The organism is Streptomyces sp. NPDC021012, from assembly GCF_044333355.1.
GTDB lineage: Bacteria > Actinomycetota > Actinomycetes > Streptomycetales > Streptomycetaceae > Streptomyces.
Genome location: NZ_JBIRQU010000019.1, coordinates 1 through 23,363 on the forward strand (window position 1 = coordinate 1; position 23,363 = coordinate 23,363).

Genomic DNA, 23,363 nt, shown 5'->3' on the forward strand with positions numbered 1-23,363 from the left:
CGGGCCCTTCCGGCGGTTCCGACTCTATCAGATCCTTTCGGCGTCTGATTCCCAGTCAGGGGGGTTTGTCTTTCCGGCTGTTGGGCCGTTCCGACTGGTGAGACTTTAGCGGATTCCCTGCCCCCGAAGCGAATCGGGCGGCTGCCCTCAGAGCTTCGAACGCGAATTCCTCATTTCGCAAAAACGCACGGAAAGCATGACGGCACGACAAAGCGTCGTCAGCTTCTGTGGATCTTGCGGAATGGCTGTCCGGGGCCGACCGGGGTCGGTGCTCACGTCGGACAACTCGGAGAACACTACGGACGGGGAGGGGGCGTGTCAACCCTGGTCCGCGGACGTTCCTCTGCTCGGGTGACGGAAGGCGTGGCGGTAGTCGCGGGGGCTGGTGCCCAGGTGGGAGGCGAAGTGCTGGCGCATCGTGACCTCGCTGCCGAAGCCGGCGCGGCGGGCGACCTCGGGGAGGGGGTGGTCGGTTCGTTCGAGGAGCTTCTGGGCTGCGGCGACGCGCTGGGTGATGAGCCAGTGGAGGGGGGTGGTGCCCGTGGTGGCCTGGAAGTGGCGGGCGAAGGAGCGGGGGGACATGCCGGCGACCGCGGCCAGGCTCGCGACGGTGTGGGGTTCGTCGAGGTGGGCCAGGGCGTGGGCGCGTACGGCGGCGAGGGCGTCGGCGTCGCGGTCGGCGCGGGGGGTGGGGTGCTCGATGAACTGGGCCTGGGTCCCCGTACGGAAGGGGGCGGTGACCATCGAGCGGGCGACGGTGGCTGCCGCCTCCGCTCCGTGGGCGGTGCGGACCAGGTGGAGGCAGAGGTCGATGCCGGCGGCGGTGCCGGCCGAGGTCCAGATGCCGGTGTCCTCGACGAAGAGGGCGTCCGGCTCGACCTGGACGGCCGGATGGAGGGCGGCCAGGGTGCTCGCGAGGTGCCAGTGGGTGACGGCGCGGCGGCCGTCGAGGAGGCCCGCGCGGGCGAGGACGAAGGCGCCCGCGCAGAGCGAGGCGACCGGGATGCCGGCGGTGTGGGCGCGGCGGAGGGCGTCGAGGACGGCGGCCGGGAGGTCGGCGTAGGGGTCTTCGATGCCGGGGACGACGACGAGGTCGGTGGGGGTGAGGTCGTCGAGCCAGGTGAGGGGGCGGTCAGGGGTGAGGGTGAGGCCGCCGCGCAGGGGGATGGGGGAGCCGGGGTCGGTGGCGGTGCGGCGGAGTTCGAAGGGCGGGACGCCGCGGAGGGTGCGGTCGCTGTCCCAGACCTCGGTGATGACGGAGACGTCGAAGGCGCGGACGCCGGGGAAGGCGACGAGCGCGATGCGCTGGGGGCGGGGTGCGGGTGTCGGGAGCACGTCTGGCAGTAAAGCATCGATCGCTGGCATTCGTACCCCTGGGAGGCGGAGGCCGTCGGCGGGAGGATCGTGGTCATGGAGATCAACGAGAACGCGGCGCTGGTGGTCATCGACGTGCAGAAGGGCTTCGAGCAGGAGTTCTGGGGGCGGCGGAACAACCCGGAGGCCGAGGAGAACATCGCGGCCCTGATCGATGCCTGGCAGGAGACGGGGCGGCCGGTCGTCTTCGTGCGGCACGACTCGCCGCGGGCGGGGTCGCCGCTGGAGCCGGGGACGGAGGGGAACGCCTTCAAGGACTTCGTCGAGGAGCGGCGGGGGAAGGGGGCCGGGCCCGAGCTGTTCGTGACGAAGTCCGTGAACTCCGCCTTCTACGGGGAGCCGGACCTGGACGCCTGGCTGAAGGGGGCCGGGGTCGAGCAGTTCGTGGTCGTGGGGATCCAGACGAACATGTGCAACGAGACGACCGCGCGGATGGGCGGGAACCTCGGGTACGACGTGCTGTTCGCGCTGGACGCGATGCACACCTTCGACCTGGCGGGGCCGTTCGGCTGGACGCAGACGGCGGAGGAGCTGACCCGGGCGACGGCGGTGTCGCTGCACGGCGGGCGGTTCGCCCGGGTCGTGTCCACGGAGGACGTGCTGAAGGGTGCGGCCGCGAAGTAGGGGCTCAGCTGTTGCCGGAGGCCAGTTCGCGGCTGCGGTCGCGGGCCGCTTCGAGGGCGGCGATCAGGGCGGCCCGTACGCCGTGGTTCTCCAGCTCGCGGATGGCGCTGATGGTGGTGCCGGCCGGGGAGGTGACGGCCTCGCGGAGCTTGACCGGGTGCTCGCCGCTGTCGCGGAGCATCACGGCGGCGCCGATGGCGGCCTGGACGATGAGGTCGTGGGCCTGGGCGCGGGGCAGGCCGAGGAGGATGCCGGCGTCGGTCATGGCCTCGACGAGGAAGTAGAAGTACGCCGGTCCCGAGCCGGAGAGGGCGGTGGCGGCGTCCTGCTGGGACTCGGGGACGCGGAGGGTCTTGCCGACGCCGCCGAAGATCTCCTCCGTGTGGGCGAGGTGGTCGGGGGTGGCGTGGCTGCCGGCCGAGATGACGGACATGCCCTCGTCGACGAGGACGGGGGTGTTCGGCATGACGCGGACGACGGGGGTGCCTGCGGTGAGGCGGTCCTCGATGAAGGACGTGGGGATGCCGGCGGCCGCGCTGATGACCAGGCGGTCGGTGGTGACGTGCGGGCCGAGCTCGTCGAGGAGGCGGCCCATGTCCTGCGGCTTGACGGCCAGGATGAGGGTGTCGGCGCGCTTGGCGGCCTCGGCGTTGGTGACGGTCTCGACGCCGTAGCGGGTGCGGAGCTCCTCGGCGCGTTCGGCGCGGCGGGTGGTGACCAGGAGGTTCGCGGGGCGCCAGCCGGCGCGGATCATGCCGCTGAGGAGCGCTTCACCGATCTTGCCGGTGCCGAGGACTGCGACGGTCTGGGTCATGGGTCTTTCACCTCGCCGGAAGGGGGCTCCACGTGCAGGGCCATCCTTGCACCGGTGGGGGCCGGGGTGCGTGGGGTGTCCGAGGGGCGGTCAGGGCCGGGGCGGGAGCGGTCAGGCGGTGCGGCGGCGGAGGGTGGCCGCGCCGAGGCCGAGGACCAGGACGGCGCAGCCGGCGACGACGAGGACGTCGCGGACGAAGGCCGTGGTCATGGCGGGGTGGCGGAGGACCTCGTTCATGCCGTCGACGGCGTACGACATGGGCAGGACGTCGGAGACCGCTTCGAGGGCGGGGGCCATGCGGTCGCGCGGGGTGAACAGGCCGCAGAGCAGGATCTGCGGGAAGATCACGGCCGGCATGAACTGGACGGCCTGGAACTCGGACGCGGCGAACGCGGAGACGAAGAGGCCCAGGGCGGTGCCGAGGAGGGCGTCGAGGAGGGCCACCAGGAGGAGCAGCCAGGGGGAGCCGATGACGTCGAGGCCGAGGAACCAGACGGCGAGGCCGGTGGCCAGGACGGACTGGAGGACGGCGACGAGCCCGAAGGCGAGGGCGTAGCCGGCGATGAGGTCGGCCTTGCCGAGGGGCATGGCGAGGAGGCGTTCCAGGGTGCCGGAGGTGCGTTCCCTGAGGGTGGCGATGGAGGTCACCAGGAACATCGTGATGAGCGGGAAGATGCCGAGGAGCGAGGCGCCGATGTCGTCGAAGGTGGCCGGGCTTCCGTCGAAGACGTAGCGGAGCAGGAAGAGCATCAGGCAGGGGACGAGGAGCATCAGGGCGATCGAGCGCGGGTCGTGGCGCAGCTGGCGCAGGACGCGGGCGGTGGTGGCGAGGGTGCGGTTCGCGTTCACGGTCGCTCCTGGTCGGCGGCTCGGGCTGCGGCGTGGGTCGCGCGGGTGTTCGCCGCGTCCACGAGGTGGAGGAAGGCCTCTTCGACGGTGGCGGTGCCGCCCAGGCGGCGGAGGGCCTCGGGGGTGTCCTCGGCGAGGATCTCGCCCTCGCGCATGAGGAGGAGCCGGTGGCAGCGCTCGGCCTCGTCCATCACGTGGGAGGAGACGAGGAGGGTGGTGCCCCGGTCGGCGGCGATGCGGTGGAAGAGGTTCCAGAGGTCGCGGCGGAGGACGGGGTCGAGGCCGACGGTGGGTTCGTCGAGGACGAGGAGCTCCGGGGTGCCGAGGAGGGCGACGGCGAGGGAGACCCGGCTGCGCTGGCCGCCGGAGAGCCGGCCCGCGAGGGAGTCGGCGTGGCCGGCGAGGTCGACGTCCTCGATGGCCCGGTCGACGGCGGTGCGGCGGTCGTGGCGGTGGGCGCGGCCGGGGAGCAGGACGGCGGCGAAGTAGTCGAGGTTCTGCCGGACGGTGAGGTCGTCGTAGACGGACGGGTCCTGGGTGACGTAGCCGATGCGGGTACGGAGGGCGGGGTCGCCGGCGGGGCGGCCGAGGACCTGGAGGGTGCCGGTGACCTTGGCCTGGGTGCCGACGATCGCGCGCATCAGAGTGGTCTTGCCGCAGCCGGAGGGGCCGAGGAGGCCGGTGATGCGGGCGGTGGGGATGGTGAAGTCGAGGCCTCGGAGGACGGTGCGGTCGCCTCGGACGGCGGTGAGGCCGTGGGCGGTGACGGCTGCGTCTCCGGGCCCGCCCGCCGGGTTATTCATCATGTGATGAATAGTGGGGCTGGGGGTGCCGGGCGTCAAGGATCCGGACGGGCCGGGGTGGGTGGGCGGTGCGGTGCGGTGCGGTGAGTGGGCGCGTGAGGGCCGGTGGGCCTACTTGCGCTTGCGCTTCTTGTTGGCGCGGCGCTTCTCGTACTGGGCGACGGCCTTCTCGTACTCCGTGCGGTGGAGCCCCTCGCCGGGGGCCTCGACGAAGCAGCGGGCCGCGTAGGCGAGGAGGGAGCCGATGAAGCCGATCGCCTTCAGGCTGCGGAGCGACTCCTCGCGGGCCGGGTCGGCCGGGCGGCGGACGAAGCCCTCCCAGGTCTTGGCGAAGGCGATGGCGCTGCAGACGCCGAACATGATGACGACCAGCGTGTTGACGAGGCCGCCGACGTCGGCGATCTGCAGGCCCTCGTAGGCGAAGCGCAGCACGAAACAGGCCGCCACGGCGGCGGCGAGCGCGCCGGCGGCCAGGCCGACGCGGCGCAGCCCGTAGTTGCCGCTGTGGTCGACCCACGTCGTACCGAAGAAGCGGATCTCCTCCGGCTGCGGCCCGGAGGAGTCGCCGGTCTTGCTGGGGGTCTGCTCTTCGTCGCTCACAGGGTCGATTATCCCTGGAGCGTCGTCTTCCCCGCCCTTGTCAGCTGCCGCAGCGGGGGGCGACGTAGCCGTCGCTGCCCGTGTGCACGTACGCGTCCGAGACGAACTCGTCGCTCGCGATGTTGTCCCAGAGGTTCGTGGTGCCGTAGGGACCGGTGATGGTCTCGCCCGGCATCTGGCAGTAGATCGGCACGCTCGCACCCAGCGGGAGCAGGCGCACGCTCTCGTACTTCGTGCCCGGGCCGGAGCGCACGTTGACGCGGTAGCCGGGTGCGATCGGGTAACGCGCGACGCCGAGCGCAGCCGCCGGAGCCGTACGGTAGGCCGCGAGCTCGGCCGCCGAGGAACCGCCTGCGGTGACGAGCACCAGGCCCAGGGCGGCGGCCGCGCCGCCGATGGTGGTGAGCGTTCTTCTGCGAAGCATCGTCTTCTTCCCCCGTCAGCCGCAGTGGCGGGCGACGTAGCCGTCGCTGCCCGTGTGCACGTAGGCGTCCGAGACGAACTCGTCGCTCGCGATGTTGTCCCAGAGGTTCGTCGTGCCGTACGGACCGGTGATGGTCTCGCCGGCTGTCTGGCAGTAGATCGGCACGCTCACGCCGGCCAACAGTGTCCGCACGATCGGGTACTTGGTGCCCGGGCCGGAGCGCACGTTGACGCGGCAGTTGGGTGCGATCGGGTAACGCGCTACGCCCATGGTGACCACCTCATCCAGTTCCGCCGCTGCGCTCGTCTCTTCGACAGTCATGACGGCCTCCCCCGTTGGGAGCGAGATCGCTCCGCTGGAATTCACTCTCTGCGACGCGCAGGCTAGCAAGCCGCTCCGACATCCGGTGCGCCATGGACTAGGCTCCGTCCGTCGCGCACGCGCGCGCGAAATCAACGGGGAATCACACGGGGGTGGGCGATGCCGCCGTTGCGCAGTGCCGGTTCCGACCGGGAAGCAGAAGGACCTGAATACGCGGGCGAGTACCGCCTTCAGGCCTGTCTCGGCGCGGGCGGCATGGGGGTGGTCCATCTGGCCACCTCCCCCTCCGGACTGCGCCTCGCCGTCAAGGTCGTGCACGGGCAGTACGCGGAGGACCCGGAGTTCAGGGCCCGGTTCCGCCAGGAGGTCGCGGCCGCGCGCCGGGTGAGCGGTGCCTTCACCGCGCCCGTCGTGGACGCCGACCCCGACGCCGTACGCCCCTGGATGGCGACGCTGTACGTCCCCGGCCCCACCCTCTCCGACCAGGTGAAGCGGAACGGGCCCCTCTCCCCCGCCGAACTGCGCCGACTGACGGCGGGGCTCGCGGAGGCCCTGCGCGACATCCACCGGGCCGGTGTCGTCCACCGGGACCTCAAGCCGAGCAACGTCCTGCTCACCGACACCGGCCCCAAGGTCATCGACTTCGGCATCTCCCGGCCGGTGGACAGCGATCTGCACACGGAGACGGGCAAGTTGATCGGCTCGCCGCCCTTCATGGCGCCCGAGCAGTTCCAGCGCCCGCGTGAGGTCGGACCGGCGGCGGACGTGTTCGCCCTCGGGTCCGTCCTCGTGCACGCCGCGACCGGGCACGGCCCGTTCGACTCCGAGAGCCCCTACATCGTCGCGTACCAAGTCGTGCACGACGAGCCCGATCTGACGGGCGTTCCGGCCGACCTCGCCCCGCTCGTCGCACGCTGCCTCGCCAAGGAACCGGCGGAACGTCCGACTCCGGGCGAGATCATGACCGCGCTGCTGCCGCCCTCGTACGAGGCGGCGGCCTTCATACCGGCACAGCGGCGGTCCTCTCCCCTGCCCGCCCCCGAGCCCCGGTCACCGGCCTCCTGGGACGCGGACACTCCCGTACGGGTACCGGTCGAGCGTCCCCGGCGGCGGCTGCCCCGCTGGCCCGTCACGGCCACCGCGCTCCTCGTCCTGGCCGGGGTCGTGACCTTCGCGGCCGTCACGTTCGGCGGCGGGGGGAGTCCCGCGAAGGACGCGCGCAAAGCCCCGGTCGCCGAGGCGTTCACCGGGTGGCAGACCCCGCTGCAGAAGGACGGCGACTCCGTCGCGCCCGCCTGCGCCTATGCCGCTGACGCGCTCTTCTGCTCGGGCCGGGGCATCGGCATCGCGCGGATCGACCCCGCGACCGGCCAGGCAATGTGGTCACACCTGGTCGCCGGCAGCGAGAACTTCTCCGCGCCCGCGCCGATGTCCGGCGGCCTCGTCGGCGTCAGCTCCGCCGACAGCGGGATACGGACGTACGAAGCCGATGGCACTCCTGGCTGGTACATGAACGACTCCGACGTGCGGTTCGCCGACGAAACCGTCCTGTTCGCCGGAAGGTCGGGAAGGCCGAAGGCAGTCGCGGCCGCTACGGGGAAGCAGCGTTGGAGCCACGGTCTGCGGGGGCACTCGGAGCCGCACTTCGGTCCGTACGACCCCGTCTCCGGTCTGTTGCCGGTCTTCGAGGCGTCTGCCGGAGCGACCGGTCGAGCACACACCCTGCTCAGCGCTCTCCGGCCGAAGAGCGGCGAGATCGCCTGGCAGAAGCGTCTGGACGGTGATCTCGTCCCGGTCGGCACAGGAGCCGACGGTGTACTCGTCCTGCAGTCCGTGAACCTCGACTCGCGCACCGACGCCGTCGTCCTCTACGACCCCGCCAAGGGGGCCGCCCGCCGGATCCCCGTGCCCTCTCTGATGGACGAACCCAAGTTCGCCGTCCAGGGCACGACCGTTTATCTGCTGACCCCGACGGGGCAGCTCATCGCCCTGGACGCCAACGCACCCGGCGATCACGTCCTCTGGGAGCTGGAGACCGCCGCCAGCAACGCGTCCGTCCCCGTCGTCGGTGCCGGTGACCGGCTCTACCTCTCCGCCTCCGACGGACGGCTTCTCGCCGTCGACACCGCGCGCGGTGCACTCCTCGGGCAGACGGGGCCCCGGCTGCGGGACGGGCGGCTCGGGTACGCGACGAGCATTCCCGCGCCCGTCGTCGCCGGGAACCGGGTGTTCGGGACGGCGCCGGACGGGTCCGTCTTCGCGGTGGACGCGGGTGATCCGGCGGCCTGGTGACAGCCGTCTGACACGTACGCACGAAGAAAGGGGAGCGGGCCTGAAGAGCCCGCTCCCCTCACTCGTACGTCTCCTACCGGGCTCAGCCCAACTTCGTCACGTCCCGGACCGCGCCCTTGTCGGCGCTCGTCGCCATCGCGGCGTAGGCGCGGAGGGCGGCCGAGACCTTGCGCTGGCGGTTCTTCGGGGCGTAGACGCCGCCGAGGGCCTCGCGGCGGGCGGCGAGGGTGGCCTCGTCGACGAGGAGTTCGATCGAGCGGTTGGGGATGTCGATGCGGATGCGGTCGCCGTCCTCGACGAGGGCGATGGTGCCGCCCGAGGCGGCCTCCGGGGAGGCGTGGCCGATGGAGAGGCCCGAGGTGCCGCCGGAGAAGCGGCCGTCGGTGACCAGCGCGCACGCCTTGCCCAGGCCGCGGCCCTTCAGGTACGAGGTGGGGTAGAGCATCTCCTGCATACCGGGGCCGCCCTTGGGGCCCTCGTAGCGGATGACGACGACGTCGCCCTCCTTGACCTGCTTGAGGAGGATCTTCTCGACGGCCTCGTCCTGCGACTCGCAGACGACGGCCGGGCCCTCGAAGGTCCAGATGGACTCGTCGACGCCGGCGGTCTTCACGACGCAGCCGTCGACGGCGAGGTTGCCGTGGAGGACGGCGAGGCCGCCGTCCTTCGAGTACGCGTGCGCGGCGTCGCGGATGCAGCCGCCGGCCGCGTCCACGTCGAGGGCCTCCCAGCGCTCGGACTGGGAGAAGGCGGTCGCGGAGCGGACGCAGCCGGGGGCCGCGTGGAACAGCTCGACGGCCTCGTCGGAGGCCGCGCCGCCGCGGACGTCCCAGGTGTCCAGCCACTCCTTGATGGAGGGCGAGTGGACGGAGTGGACGTCCTCGTTGAGCAGGCCCGCGCGGTACAGCTCGCCGAGGATGGCGGGGATGCCGCCGGCCCGGTGCACGTCCTCCATGTAGTACGTGCGGTCCTTGGCGACGTTCGGGGCGACCTTGGCCAGGCAGGGGACCCGGCGGGAGACCTCGTCCATGTCCGGCAGACCGTAGTCGACCTCGGCCTCCTGGGCGGCGGCGAGCAGGTGCAGGATCGTGTTGGTGGAGCCGCCCATGGCGATGTCGAGGGCCATGGCGTTCTCGAAGGCCCCGCGGGTGGCGATCGAGCGCGGCAGGACGGAGGCGTCGTCCTCGTCGTAGTAGCGACGGGTGAGGTCGACGACCGTGCGGGCCGCGTTCTCGTACAGCTCCTTGCGGGCGGTGTGGGTGGCGAGCAGCGAGCCGTTGCCGGGGAGGGAGAGGCCGATGGCCTCGGTCAGGCAGTTCATCGAGTTGGCGGTGAACATGCCGGAACAGGAGCCGCAGGTCGGGCAGGCGTTCTCCTCGATCCGGAGCATGTCCTCGTCCGAGATCTTGGGGTTCACGGCGTCGGACATCGCGTCGACCAGGTCGAGCGTGCGGACCGTGCCGTCCACCAGGACCGCGCGGCCGGCCTCCATCGGGCCGCCGGAGACGAAGACCGTCGGGATGTTGAGGCGCAGGGCGGCCATCAGCATGCCGGGGGTGATCTTGTCGCAGTTGGAGATGCAGATCAGGGCGTCGGCGCAGTGCGCCTCGACCATGTACTCCACGCTGTCCGCGATCAGGTCGCGGGAGGGCAGGGAGTAGAGCATGCCGCCGTGGCCCATGGCGATGCCGTCGTCGACGGCGATCGTGTTGAACTCGCGGGCGATGCCGCCGGCGGCCGTGATGGCCTCGGAGACGATCCGGCCGACCGGCTGGAGGTGGGTGTGGCCGGGGACGAACTCGGTGAAGGAGTTGGCGACGGCGATGATCGGCTTCCGGCCGATGTCCGCGCCGGGTACACCGGAGGCGCGCATAAGGGCGCGTGCGCCCGCCATGTTGCGGCCGTGGGTGACAGTGCGGGACCTCAGCTCGGGCATCGTCGCTCGCTCCTCGTGATGGGTGTGCTTGTCTACGAGCGTACGCCGACGCTCCAAGATCTGGACATGGTGTCCGCAATGCGGGACGGCTGTTCAGCTTTCGGTCAGGTAGCGCTGGAGCGTCGGGGCCACCTCTTCGACGATCCGCTCCGGGTCCGCCGAGGCCAGCGGCTCGACCTGGATCACGTACCGCATGATCACGATCCCGATCATGTGGGAGGCGGCCAGCTCCGCGCGGAAGCCCGGGTCCGGGACGTCGAGCTCGGCCGCGATCCGCTCCAGGAGCCGGCGCAGCACGAAGGTCCGCAGCACCTTGGCCGCCGCCTCGTGGGTGAGGGCGGAGCGGACGATGGCGAGGAGGGGGGCGCGGGAGGCCGGGTTCTCCCAGACGCCGATGAAGAAGCGGACGAGCCGTTCGCCGATGGCCTCGCGGGGGCCGCCGAGGATCGCCGGGAGGACGGCGGCGGGCTCGAAGGAGACCTCGATCGCGGCGGCGAAGACCTCGTCCTTCGTGCCGAAGTAGTGGTGCACGAGCGCCGGGTCCACCCCGGCGGCCTTGGCGATGCCGCGGATCGAGGCCTTGTCGTAGCCGCGCTCGGCGAACTGGGCGCGGGCCGCCTCCAGGATGCGTGTCCGCGCGCCCGGTCCGCTCTCCTCCTCGGTACGGGACGGGCGGCCGCGCCGGCGCGGGGCCGGGTCGGTCATGGCGCGGGCGCCTCTGCGGTCGGGCGCGGGGGCTGGTCCGTCACGGGCGCGGGTGCCTCTGCGGTCGGACGGGGGGCCTGGTCCGTCACGGGCGCGGGGCCCGTTCCGCGGGGCGGGGGACGGGGGAGGCGAGGTGGAGGCGGGTGAAGGCGAGGGCCTCCGCGAGGTCGGCCTCGCGTTCGGCGGTGGACATCGCGCGGCGGGTGTTGACCTCGATGACGACGTGCCCGTCGAAGCCGGTGAGCGCGAGCCGCTCCAGGAGCTCGGCGCAGGGCTGCGTGCCGCGTCCGGGGACGAGGTGCTCGTCCTTCGCGGAGCCCTTGCCGTCGGCGAGGTGGACGTGGCCGAGGCGGTCGCCCATGCGGTCGATCATCGCGAGGGCGTCGGTGCGGGCGGTCGCGGTGTGCGAGAGGTCGACGGTGAAGTGCCGGTAGTCGTCCTTGGTGACGTCCCACTCGGGGGCGTACGCGAGCATCTCGCGGTCCTTGTACCGCCAGGGGTACATGTTCTCGACCGCGAACCGGACGTCCGTCTCGTCCGCCATCCGCCAGATGCCGGTCACGAAGTCCTTGGCGTACTGGCGCTGCCAGCGGAACGGCGGGTGCACGACGACCGTCGACGCGCCGAGCCGCTCGGCCGCCGCCTGCGCGCGCTGGAGCTTGACCCACGGGTCGGTGGACCAGACGCGCTGGGTGATCAGGAGGCAGGGGGCGTGCACGGCCAGGATCGGGACCTGGTGGTAGTCGGAGAGCCGGCGCAGCGCCTCGATGTCCTGGCTGACCGGGTCGGTCCACACCATGACCTCGACGCCGTCGTACCCGAGGCGCGCGGCGATCTCGAAGGCCGTCGCCGTCGACTCCGGATAGACCGAGGCCGTCGACAGGGCGACCTTCGCATCCGGGATGCGCACCACTGGTTCTGCCACGGAGACAGGGTACGGGGCGGGGCGGGGCGCCGGGGGGTGGTTCCGGTCACGCCCGGCCCGTGCGCGTGGGGCCCGGAAGTCACGTCCAGGCCCGTGCGCCACGCGCTCCTCCGTACGCCGGTCAGTGCCCCGGCAGGTGGTCCAGGCGGCGCAGGATGACGCCCTCGCGGAGGGCCCAGGGGCAGATCTCCAGCTCTTCGACGCCGAGGAGGTCCATGGCGCCCTCGGCGACGAGTGCGCCCGCGAGGACCTGGGCGGCGCGGCCCTCCGAGACGCCGGGGAGGGCGGCGCGCTCGGGGACGGTCATCGCGGCGAGGCGCGGGACCCACTCCTCCAGGGACTTGCGGGACAGGATCCGCTGGACGTAGAGGCCCTCGCTCGAACCGGGGGCGCCCGCGATCCTGGCGAGCTGCTTGAAGGTCTTGGAGGTGGCGACGACGTGGTCGGGCTTGCCGAAGCGGCTGAATTCGCCGACCGTACGGGCGATCTGCGCGCGGACGTGGCGGCGCAGCGCCTTCACGTCGGCGGTGTCGGCCGGGTCGCCGGGCAGCCAGCCCGCCGTGAGGCGGCCGGCGCCGAGGGGCAGGGAGACCGCCGTGTCCGGGTCCTCGTCGATGCCGTACGCGACTTCGAGGGAGCCGCCGCCGATGTCGAGGAGGAGGAGTTTGCCGGCGGACCAGCCGAACCAGCGGCGGGCGGCGAGGAAGGTGAGCCGGGCCTCCTCCTCGCCGGTGAGGACCTGGAGGTCGACCCCGGTCTCGTCCTTCACGCGCGCGAGGACCGCGTCGGCGTTGCTGGCCTCGCGCACGGCGGAGGTCGCGAAGGGCAGGACCTCCTCGCAGCCCTTGTCCTCGGCGGCCGCGAGCGCGTCCCGCACGGTCGCGATGAGCCGCTCGACGCCGCCGGGCGCGATCGCGCCCCGCTCGTCGAGCAGTTCGGCGAGCCGCAGCTCCGCCTTGTGCGAGTGGGCGGGCAGCGGCCGGGCGCCGGGGTGGGCGTCCACCACCAGGAGGTGCACTGTGTTCGAACCGACGTCGAGGACTCCGAGTCTCATGGGCGGAACGCTACTGCTCCCTGCGGCATACGCTTGGTGTTGTGCCAAAGACGAAAAAGGCGAAGCCGGGCAAAGAGAGCGACGGCGCGCGCGTGAAGGACGCCAGGACCGCGCACGCGGCGAAGGCCGTGAAGGCGGTCAAGGTCGGGAAGCAGAAGCGGGGCAAGGCCGAGGAGCCGGACGAGAAGGGCCTCGACTTCGCGCGCGCGTGGGTCGAGTTTCCCGATCCGACGGACGAGGAGCAGGTCTTCCGCTGCGACCTGACCTGGCTGACCTCCCGCTGGACCTGCATCTTCGGCAACGGCTGCCAGGGCATCCAGGAGGGGCGCCCCGACGACGGCTGCTGCACGCTGGGGGCGCACTTCTCCGACGAGGACGACGAGAAGCGGGTGGCGGAGCACGTGGCCCGGCTGACGCCGGAGCTGTGGCAGTTCCACGAGGTCGGCACGGAGTCGGGCTGGGTGCAGCTCGACGAGGACGGCGACCGGCAGACCCGCCGCTGGGAGGGCTCCTGCATCTTCCAGAACCGGCCCGGTTTCGAGGGCGGCGCGGGGTGCTCGCTGCACATCCTGGCGATGAAGGAGGGCCGGGAGCCGCTGGAGACGAAGCCGGACGTCTGCTGGCAGCTGCCGGTGCGGCGGACGTACGACTGGGTCGACCGCCCCGACGACAGCCGGGTGCTCCAGGTGTCGATCGGCGAGTACGACCGGCGTGGCTGGGGGCCGGGCGGGCACGACCTGCACTGGTACTGCACGACGGCCTCGTCGGCGCACGTCGGTGCCGAGCCGGTGTACGTCTCGTACCGGCCGGAGCTCGTCGAGATGATGGGCCAGGAGGCCTACGAGGTGCTGGTCGGGCTGTGTGAGGCGCGGCTCGCCTCGCAGCTGCCGCTGGTGGCCCCGCACCCGGCGGATCCCGCTCCCTAGGAGGGTGACTGCTCCGCGGGCGGCGGGGACGTGCCCGGGTCCGCGGTCGTGGGCGGGGGTTCCTCGGTCGTCGGCGGCGGGGTGGTCGGTTCGGTCGTCGGCGGGGAGGTGGGCGGGGTCGTGGGCTCGGTCGTCGGCGGCGTCGTCGGTGTCGGTTCCGTCGTGGGCGGGGAGGTCGGCGGGGACGTGGGCGGTGTGGTCGGTTCCGTCGTCGGCGGGGACGTGGGCGGGGTCGTCGGTTTCGTCGTCGTGACCGGCGGGGGTGTGATGGCCCGGTCGTCCGTCGGCCGGCGGTAGCCGTCGATCCTGACCACCGCGCCCGAGGGGTTCACGCCCACACGGGCGCTCCAGGAGCCGACGGGGGCGCGCGCGTGGTCGACGCGGACGGCGACCGCGGTCTGCTCGCCGGGGCGGAGCGTGCCGGAGGCGCGGCTCACGTACAGCCAGGGGGCGTCCGTCCACAGCGACCAGGCGACGGGTGAGCCGCCGGAGGCGGTGAGCGTGAGCAGGGTGACGTCGCCGCGGCCGGTGGCGGTGACCGTGATCCAGCCGACGGCGGGCTCGCCGGGCCGGGCGGGTTCGGTGGGGCCGCCGGGGCTGACGACCTCGACGGAGACGTCGGGGGCGCGGCCGCCCTGGGTGAAGCCGGGCCCCGGGGAGGTGTCGGCGTTGCCCGCGTTCTCGTAGCGGTCGTAGGGGCGGCCGTCCGGGGCCACCGGTTCGTCCGCCTCGCGCGCGCTGATCCCGGGTCCGTCGTGTCCCGCGGTGTCCGCGGTGGGAGTGCCGCGGTAGGAGGTCCACAGGGCGAGGACGGGGGCGGCGACCACGGCGGCGACGACGGTGGTGGTCACCGCGCGGGCCCGCATCCGGTCGCGGCGGGCCACGTGGTCCTTCGGGTCCACGGGGAAGCCGGTCGGCGCGAAGCGCGGGGCGCCGGCACGCGCGCGCGGGACGTGCAGCATCGCCATGTACGCGGCGGCCCGGGGCGCCTCGACGAGCGGCAGCCGGTCCGGCGGGAGGGCCGCGGCGCCGGGCCAGGGGCCGCCGGCGCCGACGCGCTCGGCGGCGCGGCGGCAGCGGGGGCAGTCGTCGACGTGGCGGACGAGTTCGGCGCGCAGGGCTGCCGAGAGGAGCACCTGGCGGTCGCCGGTGAGCCGGGCGACGGTGGGGCAGCTGCCGGTCTCGACGACGGCGAGGGCGGCGCGGGTGCGTTCGACCTCGCAGCCGGCGGTGGCGAGGAGTTCGCGGGCGGCGAGCGGGTCGAGGGAGAGCACGGCGGCGACCTGGCGGTGGCTGAGGCCGTGCCGCACGGCGAGTTCCAGGGCCTCGCGCTGCTCGGGCGTGGTGCCGGCGGCCTCGGGCCAGGCGAGCAGGGCGAGCTCGGCGCGGCGGCGCTCGGCGGTCTCCTCGGAGACGCGGGGCGGCTCGGGGGCGGTGACGGCGGGGCGGCCGGTGTGGGCGCCCTGGCGCTTGCGGCGCTGCTCGCCGAGGCTGCGCAGGCAGGCCCAGCGGGCGAGGGCGTAGAGCCAGGCGGTGCGTCCGTCCTCGTCGGAGGGGCAGCGGCCGTGGTGGCGCTCGGCGACGGCGAGGACGTCGCCGAGGACGGCGGTGGCCGTGTCGTGGTCGCAGAGCACGGAGAGGCAGTACGTGAAGAGGCCGTCGAGGGCGGCCTCGTAGCGGGCGGGGGGACGGCGGCCGAGCGTGCGCGGTCCCTGCTGCGTGGCGCGGTGCGCCCGGTGTGCGCCGGTGGTGCGTGCGGGGGGATCCAGCCTGCTGCTCGTCACTGGGCGACCGTAGGCAGGGCGGGGGGCACTCTTCGTACCGGTCGCACCATTCTCATTCTTACGGGTGAAGCTATCGCTCGAAAGAGGACACGAAGCGGGTGTTCCGGTGCCGTGGGGCTCCCCCTGTGGATGACGGAGGCCCGTTGTCGGTGGGGGCGGATACGGTGGCACTCATGGCTGCCCGTACGAAAACCGCCAAGGACCGGCCGTCCTACCGCTGCACCGAGTGCGGCTGGCAGACGGCCAAGTGGCTCGGCCGCTGCCCCGAATGCCAGGCCTGGGGGACGGTCGAGGAGTACGGCGCGCCCGCCGTCCGGACCACCGCGGCGGGGCGCGTCTCCACCGCCGCGCTGCCCATCGCCCAGGTCGACGGCCGGCAGGCGACCGCCCGCTCGACCGGCGTCGACGAGCTGGACCGGGTCCTCGGCGGGGGCCTGGTGCCCGGCGCCGTGGTGCTGCTGGCGGGCGAGCCGGGCGTCGGCAAGTCCACGCTCCTGCTCGACGTGGCGGCCAAGGCGGCGAGCGACGAGCACCGCACGCTGTACGTCACGGGCGAGGAGTCCGCGAGCCAGGTCCGGCTGCGCGCCGACCGGATCGGCGCGCTCAGCGACCATCTGTACCTGGCGGCCGAGACCGATCTGTCGGCCGTCCTCGGGCACCTCGACGCGGTGAAGCCCTCCCTGCTGATCATGGACTCGGTGCAGACCGTCGCCTCCCCCGAGATCGACGGCGCGCCCGGCGGCATGGCCCAGGTCCGCGAGGTCGCCGGAGCCCTCATCCGGGCCTCCAAGGAGCGCGGCATGTCGACGCTCCTCGTCGGCCACGTCACCAAGGACGGGGCCATCGCGGGGCCCCGGCTCCTGGAGCACCTGGTCGACGTCGTCCTGAGCTTCGAGGGCGACCGGCATGCGCGCCTGCGGCTGGTCCGGGGCGTGAAGAACCGGTACGGGGCGACCGACGAGGTCGGCTGCTTCGAGCTGCACGACGAGGGCATCACGGGGCTCGCCGACCCCTCCGGGCTCTTCCTGACCCGGCGTGACGTGGCCGTGCCCGGCACCTGTCTGACGGTCACCCTGGAGGGCCGCCGTCCGCTCGTCGCCGAGGTCCAGTCGCTGACGGTGGACTCCCAGATCCCCTCCCCGCGCCGGACGGTCTCCGGTCTGGAGACCTCCCGGGTCTCGATGATGCTGGCGGTCCTGGAGCAGCGGGGCCGGATCAGCGCGCTGGGCAAGCGGGACATCTACAGCGCGACCGTCGGCGGCGTGAAGCTCACCGAGCCGGCCGCCGACCTGGCGATCGCGCTGGCGCTGGCCTCCGCGGCGAGCGACGTCCCGCTGCCGAAGAACCTGGTCGCGATCGGCGAGGTCGGGCTCGCGGGCGAGGTGCGGCGGGTGACGGGCGTGCAGCGGCGGCTCGCCGAGGCGCACCGGCTGGGCTTCACGCATGCGCTGGTCCCCTCGGACCCGGGGAAGGTGCCGGTGGGGATGAAGGTGACGGAGGTGGCGGACGTGGGGGACGCGCTGCGGGTGCTTCCCCGGAGTCGGCGGGGGAAGGCCGCTCAGGACGACGCGCCGGACCTCTGAGCGGAGACGGTCCTCGGGGGCGCCGTACAGGCAGCGGAGCCGTCTCCGCGGGGCCCGCCCTTCCCCGGACTCCGTCCGGGGGGACCCCCGCGCCCTGCGGAACGTGTGCCCGCACAGGGTCGGCGAAGCGGATGCCCACGATCCCGCCGGGGTGGTGTCGCTAGACTTTGCCCTGGTCTCGCCCATCCGTACGAGCCGGAGGAGTGCAGTGGCAGCCAAGGACGGCAACGAAGCGCTGATGCGCGCCGCCCTGAGCGCGGTCGCGCCGGGCACCGCGCTGCGCGACGGCCTGGAGCGGATCCTCCGGGGGAACACCGGTGGTCTCATCGTGCTCGGCCTGGACAAGACGGTCGATTCGATGTGCACCGGCGGTTTCGAGCTGAACGTCGAGTTCACCGCGACGCGCCTGCGTGAGCTGTGCAAGCTCGACGGCGCGCTCGTCCTCGACAAGGACATCACCAAGATCCACCGCGCGGGTGTGCAGCTGGTCCCGGACGCCTCCATCCCCACCGAGGAGACCGGCACCCGCCACCGCACCGCGGACCGGGTGTCCAAGCAGTGCAAGTTCCCGGTCGTCTCCGTCTCGCAGTCGATGCGTCTGATCGCGCTGTACGTGGACGGTGAGCGCCGGGTCCTGGAGGAGTCGGCCGCGATCCTGTCCCGCGCCAACCAGGCGCTCGCGACGCTGGAGCGGTACAAGCTGCGGCTCGACGAGGTGGCCGGCACGCTGTCGGCGCTGGAGATCGAAGACCTGGTCACGGTCCGGGACGTCACCGCGGTCGCGCAGCGCCTGGAGATGGTCCGCCGGATCGCCACCGAGATCGCCGAGTACGTGGTCGAGCTCGGCACCGACGGGCGGCTCCTGTCGCTCCAGCTCGACGAGCTGATCGCGGGCGTGGAGCCGGAGCGCGAGCTGGTGGTCCGGGACTACGTGCCGGAGCCGACGGCGAAGCGTTCGCGGACGGTCGCCGAGGCGCTCACCGAGCTGGACGCGCTCACCCACACCGAGCTGCTCGAACTCCCGGTCGTGGCGCGCGCCCTCGGCTACAGCGGCTCGCCCGAGACCCTCGACTCGGCGGTCTCGCCGCGCGGCTACCGGCTCCTGGCGAAGGTGCCGCGGCTGCCCGGCGCGATCATCGAGCGCCTGGTGGAGCACTTCGGCGGGCTGCAGAAGCTGCTCGCGGCGAGCGTGGACGACCTCCAGACCGTCGACGGCGTCGGCGAGGCCCGCGCCCGCAGCGTCCGCGAGGGCCTGTCGCGGCTCGCGGAGTCCTCGATCCTGGAGCGGTACGTCTGAGACCCGGGAGGGTCCTCAGTCCTTGGCGAGCGTGTCTGAGACCCGGGAGGGTCCTCAGTCCTTGGCGAGCGTGAACGAGGCCGGGGACACCTTCGCGCCCGGCACCCGTGCCTCCACCAGGTAGGTCCCGGGACCGGCCGGGCCCGCCGGGGCGCTGGCGCACTGCGGGGCGCTGTGACCTCGGTCCCATTCCACGGTGTGGGTGATGGTGGCGTGCGCGGGGACGCGCAGCAGGACCGGGGCGCCGGGGCGCGGGCAGTCGGCGGAGGACCAGATCTCGTCGTCGCGGTTGTCACTGATCGTCAGAACCGCGCTGCGGGGCCCGAAGTCGGCCTTGCAGGTGGTGTTCGAGGTATTCCTGGCGACGAGCTGGAAGCGGGGCTTCTCGCCCGCCTCGTAAGTGACCTTGGTGGAGCGGAGGCTCAACTGCAGCGCTCCGGCGGGGCAGTTGGGGAGCGGGGAGTCGGCCGGGACCTGCTGGCCCGCGCCGGTGCCCGCGCCTCCGTCGGCGCCCGCCCCGTCGGTGTCGCCGTTCTTGCCGGGGCCCGCGGTGCCGGAGTCGGCACCCGATTCCGTACCGGCACCCGAGTCCGCACCGGCGCCCGTACCCGCGTCGGTGCCCTCGTCCGTACCGGAGCCCGTGGAGCCGCCGTTGTCACCGGAGTCGCCCGACTCGTCGCGGCCGCCGGGCTGTTGGCTGATCGCCGGACCGCTGCCGGAGGGTCCGGGGGTGATCGAGGGCGGGGCCGGCGAGGCGCCGTTGGCCCCGTCGTTCGTCTTCTTCCCGCCGCCGTCGCCCGAGGTGAGGGCCCAGATGCCGAGGAGTGCGAGGAGCACCGCCAGGCACGCCGCCACCGCCCTCCGTCGCCAGTAGATGGTGGAGGGAAGCGGCCCGACCGGATTGCGCAAAGATCCCACGACCGAACCTTACGAGAGATCCGGCCCAACTCCCGCCCCACCCGCCGCCCGAGAGCTCAAGTTTTGCCGATGATCACATCCGTGGGTTCCGGGAACTTTTCCGGGAACCCCGCCCGAAACCATGGGGAACCAGCGCGAATCGCGGCCCCCCACTTTCGTCGGGGGTCGTTCTGGCCGTTGGCCCGGGGCGGGGCACTCCGGATTCCGGTTAGCGTCATGCACCATGAACACCCTTCTCGACCTCTCCGACCGTCTGTATCTCGACGTCGCCGATTTCGCCCATTCCACCCCCCACTGGTTCCAGTGGATCGCCGAGGTGTGGACGGAGCTCGGGCTGCTGCTCTTCGGCGTGCTGTTCCTCGCCGGCTGGTGGCGCTCCCGGGAGGGTTCGAGCCGGGCGATGGCGCTCGCGCTGCTGGCCCCGGTCGCGACCGGTTTCGGTTACGTGGTGAGCGAGGCGGCGAAGTCGCTGGTCGACGAGGAACGTCCCTGCCGGGCGGTCGCCGGCGCGCCCGTCTCGCTGGTCGCCTGCCCGCCGCACGGCGACTGGTCCTTCCCGAGCAACCACTCGGCGATCGCGGGCGCGGCCGCCATCGCGCTCGCCCTGTCCTGGCGCGGGATCGTCTGGCTGACCGTGCCGATGGCGCTGCTCATGGCCTTCTCGCGGGTCTTCGTCGGCGTGCACTACCCGCACGACGTGACCGTCGGCCTGCTGGTCGGCGCCCTGGTCGCGTTCCTCGTGATGCGGCTCGCGGAGCGGCCCGTGCGGTCGCTGGTGGAGACGGCCCGGTCGAGCCGGAGCTCGGCCGTGCTGTGGTGCGCGGGGCGCGGGCCGAGTGCGCACGCCTCCGCGTACGCCCCCGCGCACTCCGAGCGGCCCAGGCGCGCACGCCACGGCGCGTACTGATCCCGCCGGGGACGTGCCAGGATCGGAGGTGCCATGACTTCCATCGATGACCCCACCCCCGCCCCGGCCTCCGTCGCCCCCGAGGTGCCCGTCCCGCCCGCCGAGCTGCACGGGCCCGTCCTCGCCTGGTTCGACCGGCACGCCCGCGACCTGCCCTGGCGCCGCCCCGAGGCCGGCGCCTGGGGCGTCATGGTCAGCGAGTTCATGCTCCAGCAGACCCCGGTGGTCCGGGTCCTCCCGGTGTACGAGCAGTGGCTCGCGCGCTGGCCGCGCCCGGCCGACCTGGCCGCCGAGGCCCCCGGCGAGGCGGTCCGCGCCTGGGGCCGGCTGGGCTATCCGCGCCGGGCGCTGCGGCTGCACGCGGCGGCCGTGGCCATAACGGAACGGCACCACGGCGACGTGCCCCGCGACCACGCCCAGCTGCTCGCGCTGCCCGGCATCGGCGAGTACACGGCGGCGGCGGTGGCCTCCTTCGCGTACGGGCAGCGGCACGCGGTCCTGGACACGAACGTGCGCCGGGTCTTCGCTCGGGCGGCGACCGGCGTCCAGTACCCGCCGAACGCGACCACGGCGGCCGAGCGGCGGCTCGCCCGCGCGCTGCTGCCGGAGGACGAGGCGAGGGCGTCCCGCTGGGCGGCCGCCTCCATGGAGCTGGGCGCCCTGGTGTGCACGGCGAAGAACGAGGACTGCGGGCGCTGCCCGATCGCCGGGCGGTGCGCCTGGCGGCTCGCGGGGAAGCCGGCGCACGACGGTCCGCCGCGGCGGGGCCAGACGTACGCCGGGACCGACCGGCAGGTCCGCGGCCGGCTCCTCGCCGTGCTGCGGGATTCGGCGGACCCGGTGCCGCAGGCGGCCCTGGACGCGGTCTGGGACGAGCCGGTGCAGCGGGCCAGGGCCCTGGACGGCCTGGTCGCGGACGGTCTCGTCGAGCCGCTGGACGGCGGCCGGTACCGGCTGCCGCTGTCCTGAAGCCGTCCCGCCGCTGCCCGAGCCGTCCCGCCGCTCTCCCGGCGCCCGGGCGCCGAAACCCCCGCCGAGCCCGCTGTTACACAACCGATGGGTAGCCGTGCGTCCACCGACGGCTGCCCCGCACAGCCCCGTGACAACCGCTCCGTAGCGTCGTCGACGACACGAGGAACGAAGGTCACGGGGATTCGGAGGCGGTTCGGATGAGGCACGGCGAGGTGCTCGACTTCGAGGAGTACGTACGCACGCGGCAGGACGCGCTGCTGCGCAGCGCCCGCCGTCTCGTCGCCGACCCCGTCGACGCCCAGGACCTCCTGCAGACGGCCCTGGCCCGTACGTACGGCCGCTGGGACGGCATCGCCGACAAGTCCCTCGCCGACGCCTACCTCCGCCGGGTCATGATCAACACCCGGACCGAGTGGTGGCGCTCCCGCAGGCTCGAAGAGGTGCCGACCGAGCAGCTGCCCGACGGCAGCGTCGACGACCCGACCGAGCAGCATGCCGACCGCGCGCTCCTCATGGACGTCCTGAAGGTGCTCGCGCCCAAGCAGCGCAGCGTCGTCGTCCTGCGGCACTGGGAGCAGATGAGCACGGAGGAGACGGCGGCGGCGCTCGGCATGTCGACGGGTACGGTGAAGTCGACGCTCCACCGCGCGCTCGCCCGGCTCCGCCAGGAGCTGGAGAGCCGTGACCTCGACGCCCGCGCCCTGGGGCGGACCGGGGAGCGGACGACCGTACGAGGTGACGAAGGAGGGCGGGAGCGGTGCGCGGCCTAGACGGCGAACCCGACGGCAGACCGCACGGAGGCCACCACGGCGTGCGCGGCGGCGGCGACCGGTACGAGACCGGACGCCGCCGCCCCCGCCGTACCGTCAAGGCGGCGAGCGTCACGGCGACGGCCGGGCTCGTCGCCGTCGGCCTTTCCCTGGCCGGCTGCTCCACCGGCGGCACCGGCTCCCGCGACGAGGGCGCGGCCCGCACCGACGAGGTCGCCGCCGCGGCGCCCACCCCCTCCGTCGCGGCCGACTCCGGCCCGCAGCCGGCCGAGCGGGTGGACCCGATCGCGCTCCTGAAGGGCGATCCGAAGATCGGCGCGCGGTTCAAGGGCGACCTGAAGGCCTGCGTCGCCGACGCGTACCCGGTGGACGCCTCGTACGGCAACCTCACGAACTCCGACGCCCCCGACGTGGTCGTCAACGTGATGACCTGCGGTGACGCCGTCGGCATCGGCACGTACGTCTACCGCAAGCAGAGCGACCGGTACGAGAACGTGTTCATGGCCGAGGACGCGGCGGTCTACGCGACGATCGACCGGGGCGACCTCGTCGTCACCAAGCAGGTGTACGCGAAGGGCGACCCGGTCGCGTACCCCTCGGGCGAGGACGTGATCACCTACCGCTGGTCGGGGAACAAGTTCACCCAGCACGACTGGGTGCACAACGACTACAGCCGGGCCGTCGGCGACGGCATCGAGCCCGCTCCGAGCGCGTCCCCCGCCGGCTGAGCCGCAGACCGCAGCACCCGTACACCGAAGGACACGCACGATGGCCGAGACCCATGTCCTGTTCGTCGAGGACGACGACGTCATCCGTGAGGCCACCCAGCTCGCCCTGGAGCGGGACGGCTTCCGGGTGACCGCCATGCCCGACGGGCTCTCCGGCCTGGACGCCTTCCGGGCGCGGCGGCCGGACATCGCCCTCCTCGACGTGATGCTGCCGGGCATGGACGGGGTCAGCCTCTGCCGCCGCATCCGCGACGAGTCGACGGTGCCCGTCATCATGCTGTCGGCGCGCGCCGACTCGATCGACGTCGTGCTCGGCCTGGAGGCCGGGGCCGACGACTACGTCACCAAGCCCTTCGACGGCTCCGTCCTGATGGCCCGCATCCGGGCCGTGCTGCGCCGCTTCGGCCACGCGGGCGGGGCCGGCGCCGGCGAGCACGAGGAGCCCTCCGACGGCGGCGGGCTCCTCGTCTTCGGCGAAGGCGACCTGGAGGTCGACACGGAGGGCATGGAGGTCCGCAAGGGCGGGACGCCGGTGGCGCTGACCCCGACCGAGATGCGGCTGCTCCTGGAGTTCTCCTCGGCGCCGGGCACCGTGCTGTCGCGGGACAAGCTCCTGGAGCGGGTCTGGGACTACGGCTGGGGCGGTGACACCCGGGTCGTGGACGTCCATGTGCAGCGGCTGCGCGCCAAGATCGGCCAGGACCGGATCGAGACCGTGCGCGGCTTCGGCTACAAGCTCAAGAGCTAGGTCCCGTGT

23 protein-coding genes are annotated in these 23,363 nt (G+C 73.1%); 10 read left to right on the forward strand and 13 right to left on the reverse strand.

Going from position 1 to position 23,363, the window contains the following annotated elements; translation table 11 throughout:
* Window positions 1-318 precede the first annotated feature (318 nt).
* Window positions 319-1,365 carry a GlxA family transcriptional regulator gene (locus tag ACH4TP_RS36555; protein ID WP_398190977.1) on the reverse strand — a complete coding sequence of 349 codons (1,047 nt, stop codon included), beginning with the start codon at window positions 1,363-1,365 and terminating at the stop codon, window positions 319-321.
* A gap of 45 nt (window positions 1,366-1,410) precedes the next feature.
* On the opposite strand from ACH4TP_RS36555, the gene ACH4TP_RS36560 reads away from it, so the two are divergent.
* Window positions 1,411-1,998, forward strand: coding sequence for a cysteine hydrolase family protein (locus tag ACH4TP_RS36560; RefSeq protein ID WP_398190980.1), 588 nt, complete (start codon window positions 1,411-1,413; stop codon window positions 1,996-1,998).
* 4 nt (window positions 1,999-2,002) lie between these two features.
* Here the strand turns inward: ACH4TP_RS36560 and proC are convergent, their stop codons facing one another.
* From proC to ACH4TP_RS36590, 6 genes are all read right to left on the reverse strand, one after another.
* Window positions 2,003-2,812, reverse strand: coding sequence for a pyrroline-5-carboxylate reductase (gene proC, locus ACH4TP_RS36565; protein WP_389237661.1), 810 nt, complete (start codon window positions 2,810-2,812; stop codon window positions 2,003-2,005).
* Between the two features lie 111 nt (window positions 2,813-2,923).
* Window positions 2,924-3,661, reverse strand: a complete 738-nt coding sequence (locus ACH4TP_RS36570; RefSeq protein ID WP_398440297.1) for an ABC transporter permease — start codon at window positions 3,659-3,661, stop codon at window positions 2,924-2,926.
* On the reverse strand, window positions 3,658-4,467 hold the full coding sequence (locus tag ACH4TP_RS36575) for an ABC transporter ATP-binding protein (protein WP_398190984.1): 810 nt from the start codon (window positions 4,465-4,467) through the stop codon (window positions 3,658-3,660). Before ACH4TP_RS36575 ends, ACH4TP_RS36570 begins: the two co-directional genes overlap by 4 nt.
* Before the next feature lie 108 nt (window positions 4,468-4,575).
* On the reverse strand, window positions 4,576-5,064 hold the full coding sequence (locus ACH4TP_RS36580) for a hypothetical protein (protein WP_398440298.1): 489 nt from the start codon (window positions 5,062-5,064) through the stop codon (window positions 4,576-4,578).
* 40 nt (window positions 5,065-5,104) lie between these two features.
* A complete protein-coding gene (locus tag ACH4TP_RS36585; protein WP_398440299.1) occupies window positions 5,105-5,488 on the reverse strand; it encodes an SH3 domain-containing protein in 384 nt (127 codons plus the stop codon).
* Window positions 5,489-5,503: 15 nt separating this feature from the next.
* Window positions 5,504-5,809: an SH3 domain-containing protein gene (locus ACH4TP_RS36590; RefSeq protein WP_398440300.1), complete on the reverse strand. Its 306-nt coding sequence runs from the start codon at window positions 5,807-5,809 to the stop codon at window positions 5,504-5,506.
* 159 nt (window positions 5,810-5,968) lie between these two features.
* Between ACH4TP_RS36590 and ACH4TP_RS36595 the strand changes: the two genes are divergently transcribed.
* A complete protein-coding gene (locus ACH4TP_RS36595; protein ID WP_398440301.1) occupies window positions 5,969-8,101 on the forward strand; it encodes a protein kinase in 2,133 nt (710 codons plus the stop codon).
* An 82-nt stretch (window positions 8,102-8,183) separates the two neighbouring features.
* Here the strand turns inward: ACH4TP_RS36595 and ilvD are convergent, their stop codons facing one another.
* The 4 genes from ilvD to ACH4TP_RS36615 all read right to left on the reverse strand — a co-directional run bounded on the left by ilvD (window position 8,184) and on the right by ACH4TP_RS36615 (window position 12,721).
* Window positions 8,184-10,037, reverse strand: coding sequence for a dihydroxy-acid dehydratase (ilvD, locus tag ACH4TP_RS36600; RefSeq protein ID WP_389237647.1), 1,854 nt, complete (start codon window positions 10,035-10,037; stop codon window positions 8,184-8,186).
* Window positions 10,038-10,130: 93 nt separating this feature from the next.
* Entirely contained in the window at window positions 10,131-10,742 is a 612-nt protein-coding gene (locus tag ACH4TP_RS36605; RefSeq protein WP_389237645.1) for a TetR family transcriptional regulator, read from the reverse strand.
* 85 nt (window positions 10,743-10,827) lie between these two features.
* The gene (locus ACH4TP_RS36610; protein ID WP_389237643.1) at window positions 10,828-11,667 is read right to left on the reverse strand and encodes a sugar phosphate isomerase/epimerase family protein; all 840 of its coding nucleotides are present in this window, start codon (window positions 11,665-11,667) and stop codon (window positions 10,828-10,830) included.
* Window positions 11,668-11,788: 121 nt separating this feature from the next.
* Window positions 11,789-12,721 carry a Ppx/GppA family phosphatase gene (locus ACH4TP_RS36615; RefSeq protein WP_398440302.1) on the reverse strand — a complete coding sequence of 311 codons (933 nt, stop codon included), beginning with the start codon at window positions 12,719-12,721 and terminating at the stop codon, window positions 11,789-11,791.
* 128 nt (window positions 12,722-12,849) lie between these two features.
* Here ACH4TP_RS36615 and ACH4TP_RS36620 point away from each other — a divergent pair, with 128 nt between their 5' ends.
* Complete coding sequence (locus ACH4TP_RS36620; protein WP_389237680.1) at window positions 12,850-13,647, forward strand: hypothetical protein; 798 nt, start codon at window positions 12,850-12,852, stop codon at window positions 13,645-13,647.
* Here ACH4TP_RS36620 and ACH4TP_RS36625 read toward each other — a convergent pair.
* Complete coding sequence (locus ACH4TP_RS36625; RefSeq protein ID WP_398440303.1) at window positions 13,644-15,431, reverse strand: hypothetical protein; 1,788 nt, start codon at window positions 15,429-15,431, stop codon at window positions 13,644-13,646. The genes ACH4TP_RS36620 and ACH4TP_RS36625 overlap by 4 nt on opposite strands.
* Before the next feature lie 173 nt (window positions 15,432-15,604).
* Here ACH4TP_RS36625 and radA point away from each other — a divergent pair, with 173 nt between their 5' ends.
* Both radA and disA read left to right on the forward strand, forming a co-directional pair.
* Entirely contained in the window at window positions 15,605-17,014 is a 1,410-nt protein-coding gene (gene radA / locus ACH4TP_RS36630; RefSeq protein WP_398191007.1) for a DNA repair protein RadA, read from the forward strand.
* Window positions 17,015-17,252: 238 nt separating this feature from the next.
* A complete protein-coding gene (gene disA / locus ACH4TP_RS36635; protein WP_389237678.1) occupies window positions 17,253-18,311 on the forward strand; it encodes a DNA integrity scanning diadenylate cyclase DisA in 1,059 nt (352 codons plus the stop codon).
* 54 nt (window positions 18,312-18,365) lie between these two features.
* On the opposite strand, the gene ACH4TP_RS36640 is transcribed toward disA, so the two are convergent.
* A complete protein-coding gene (locus tag ACH4TP_RS36640; RefSeq protein ID WP_398191010.1) occupies window positions 18,366-19,229 on the reverse strand; it encodes a hypothetical protein in 864 nt (287 codons plus the stop codon).
* 223 nt (window positions 19,230-19,452) lie between these two features.
* On the opposite strand from ACH4TP_RS36640, the gene ACH4TP_RS36645 reads away from it, so the two are divergent.
* The 5 genes from ACH4TP_RS36645 (at window position 19,453) to cseB (ending at window position 23,354) form a co-directional block, all read left to right on the forward strand.
* Window positions 19,453-20,136: a phosphatase PAP2 family protein gene (locus tag ACH4TP_RS36645; protein ID WP_389237633.1), complete on the forward strand. Its 684-nt coding sequence runs from the start codon at window positions 19,453-19,455 to the stop codon at window positions 20,134-20,136.
* 33 nt (window positions 20,137-20,169) lie between these two features.
* Window positions 20,170-21,105: an A/G-specific adenine glycosylase gene (locus ACH4TP_RS36650; RefSeq protein WP_389237631.1), complete on the forward strand. Its 936-nt coding sequence runs from the start codon at window positions 20,170-20,172 to the stop codon at window positions 21,103-21,105.
* Between the two features lie 200 nt (window positions 21,106-21,305).
* The gene (locus ACH4TP_RS36655; RefSeq protein WP_398191013.1) at window positions 21,306-21,878 is read left to right on the forward strand and encodes a SigE family RNA polymerase sigma factor; all 573 of its coding nucleotides are present in this window, start codon (window positions 21,306-21,308) and stop codon (window positions 21,876-21,878) included.
* Window positions 21,866-22,606, forward strand: a complete 741-nt coding sequence (locus ACH4TP_RS36660; protein ID WP_398191016.1) for a hypothetical protein — start codon at window positions 21,866-21,868, stop codon at window positions 22,604-22,606. The genes ACH4TP_RS36655 and ACH4TP_RS36660 overlap by 13 nt, the downstream gene beginning before the upstream one ends.
* A gap of 40 nt (window positions 22,607-22,646) precedes the next feature.
* On the forward strand, window positions 22,647-23,354 hold the full coding sequence (gene cseB, locus ACH4TP_RS36665) for a two-component system response regulator CseB (protein WP_389237625.1): 708 nt from the start codon (window positions 22,647-22,649) through the stop codon (window positions 23,352-23,354).
* Window positions 23,355-23,363 lie beyond the last annotated feature (9 nt).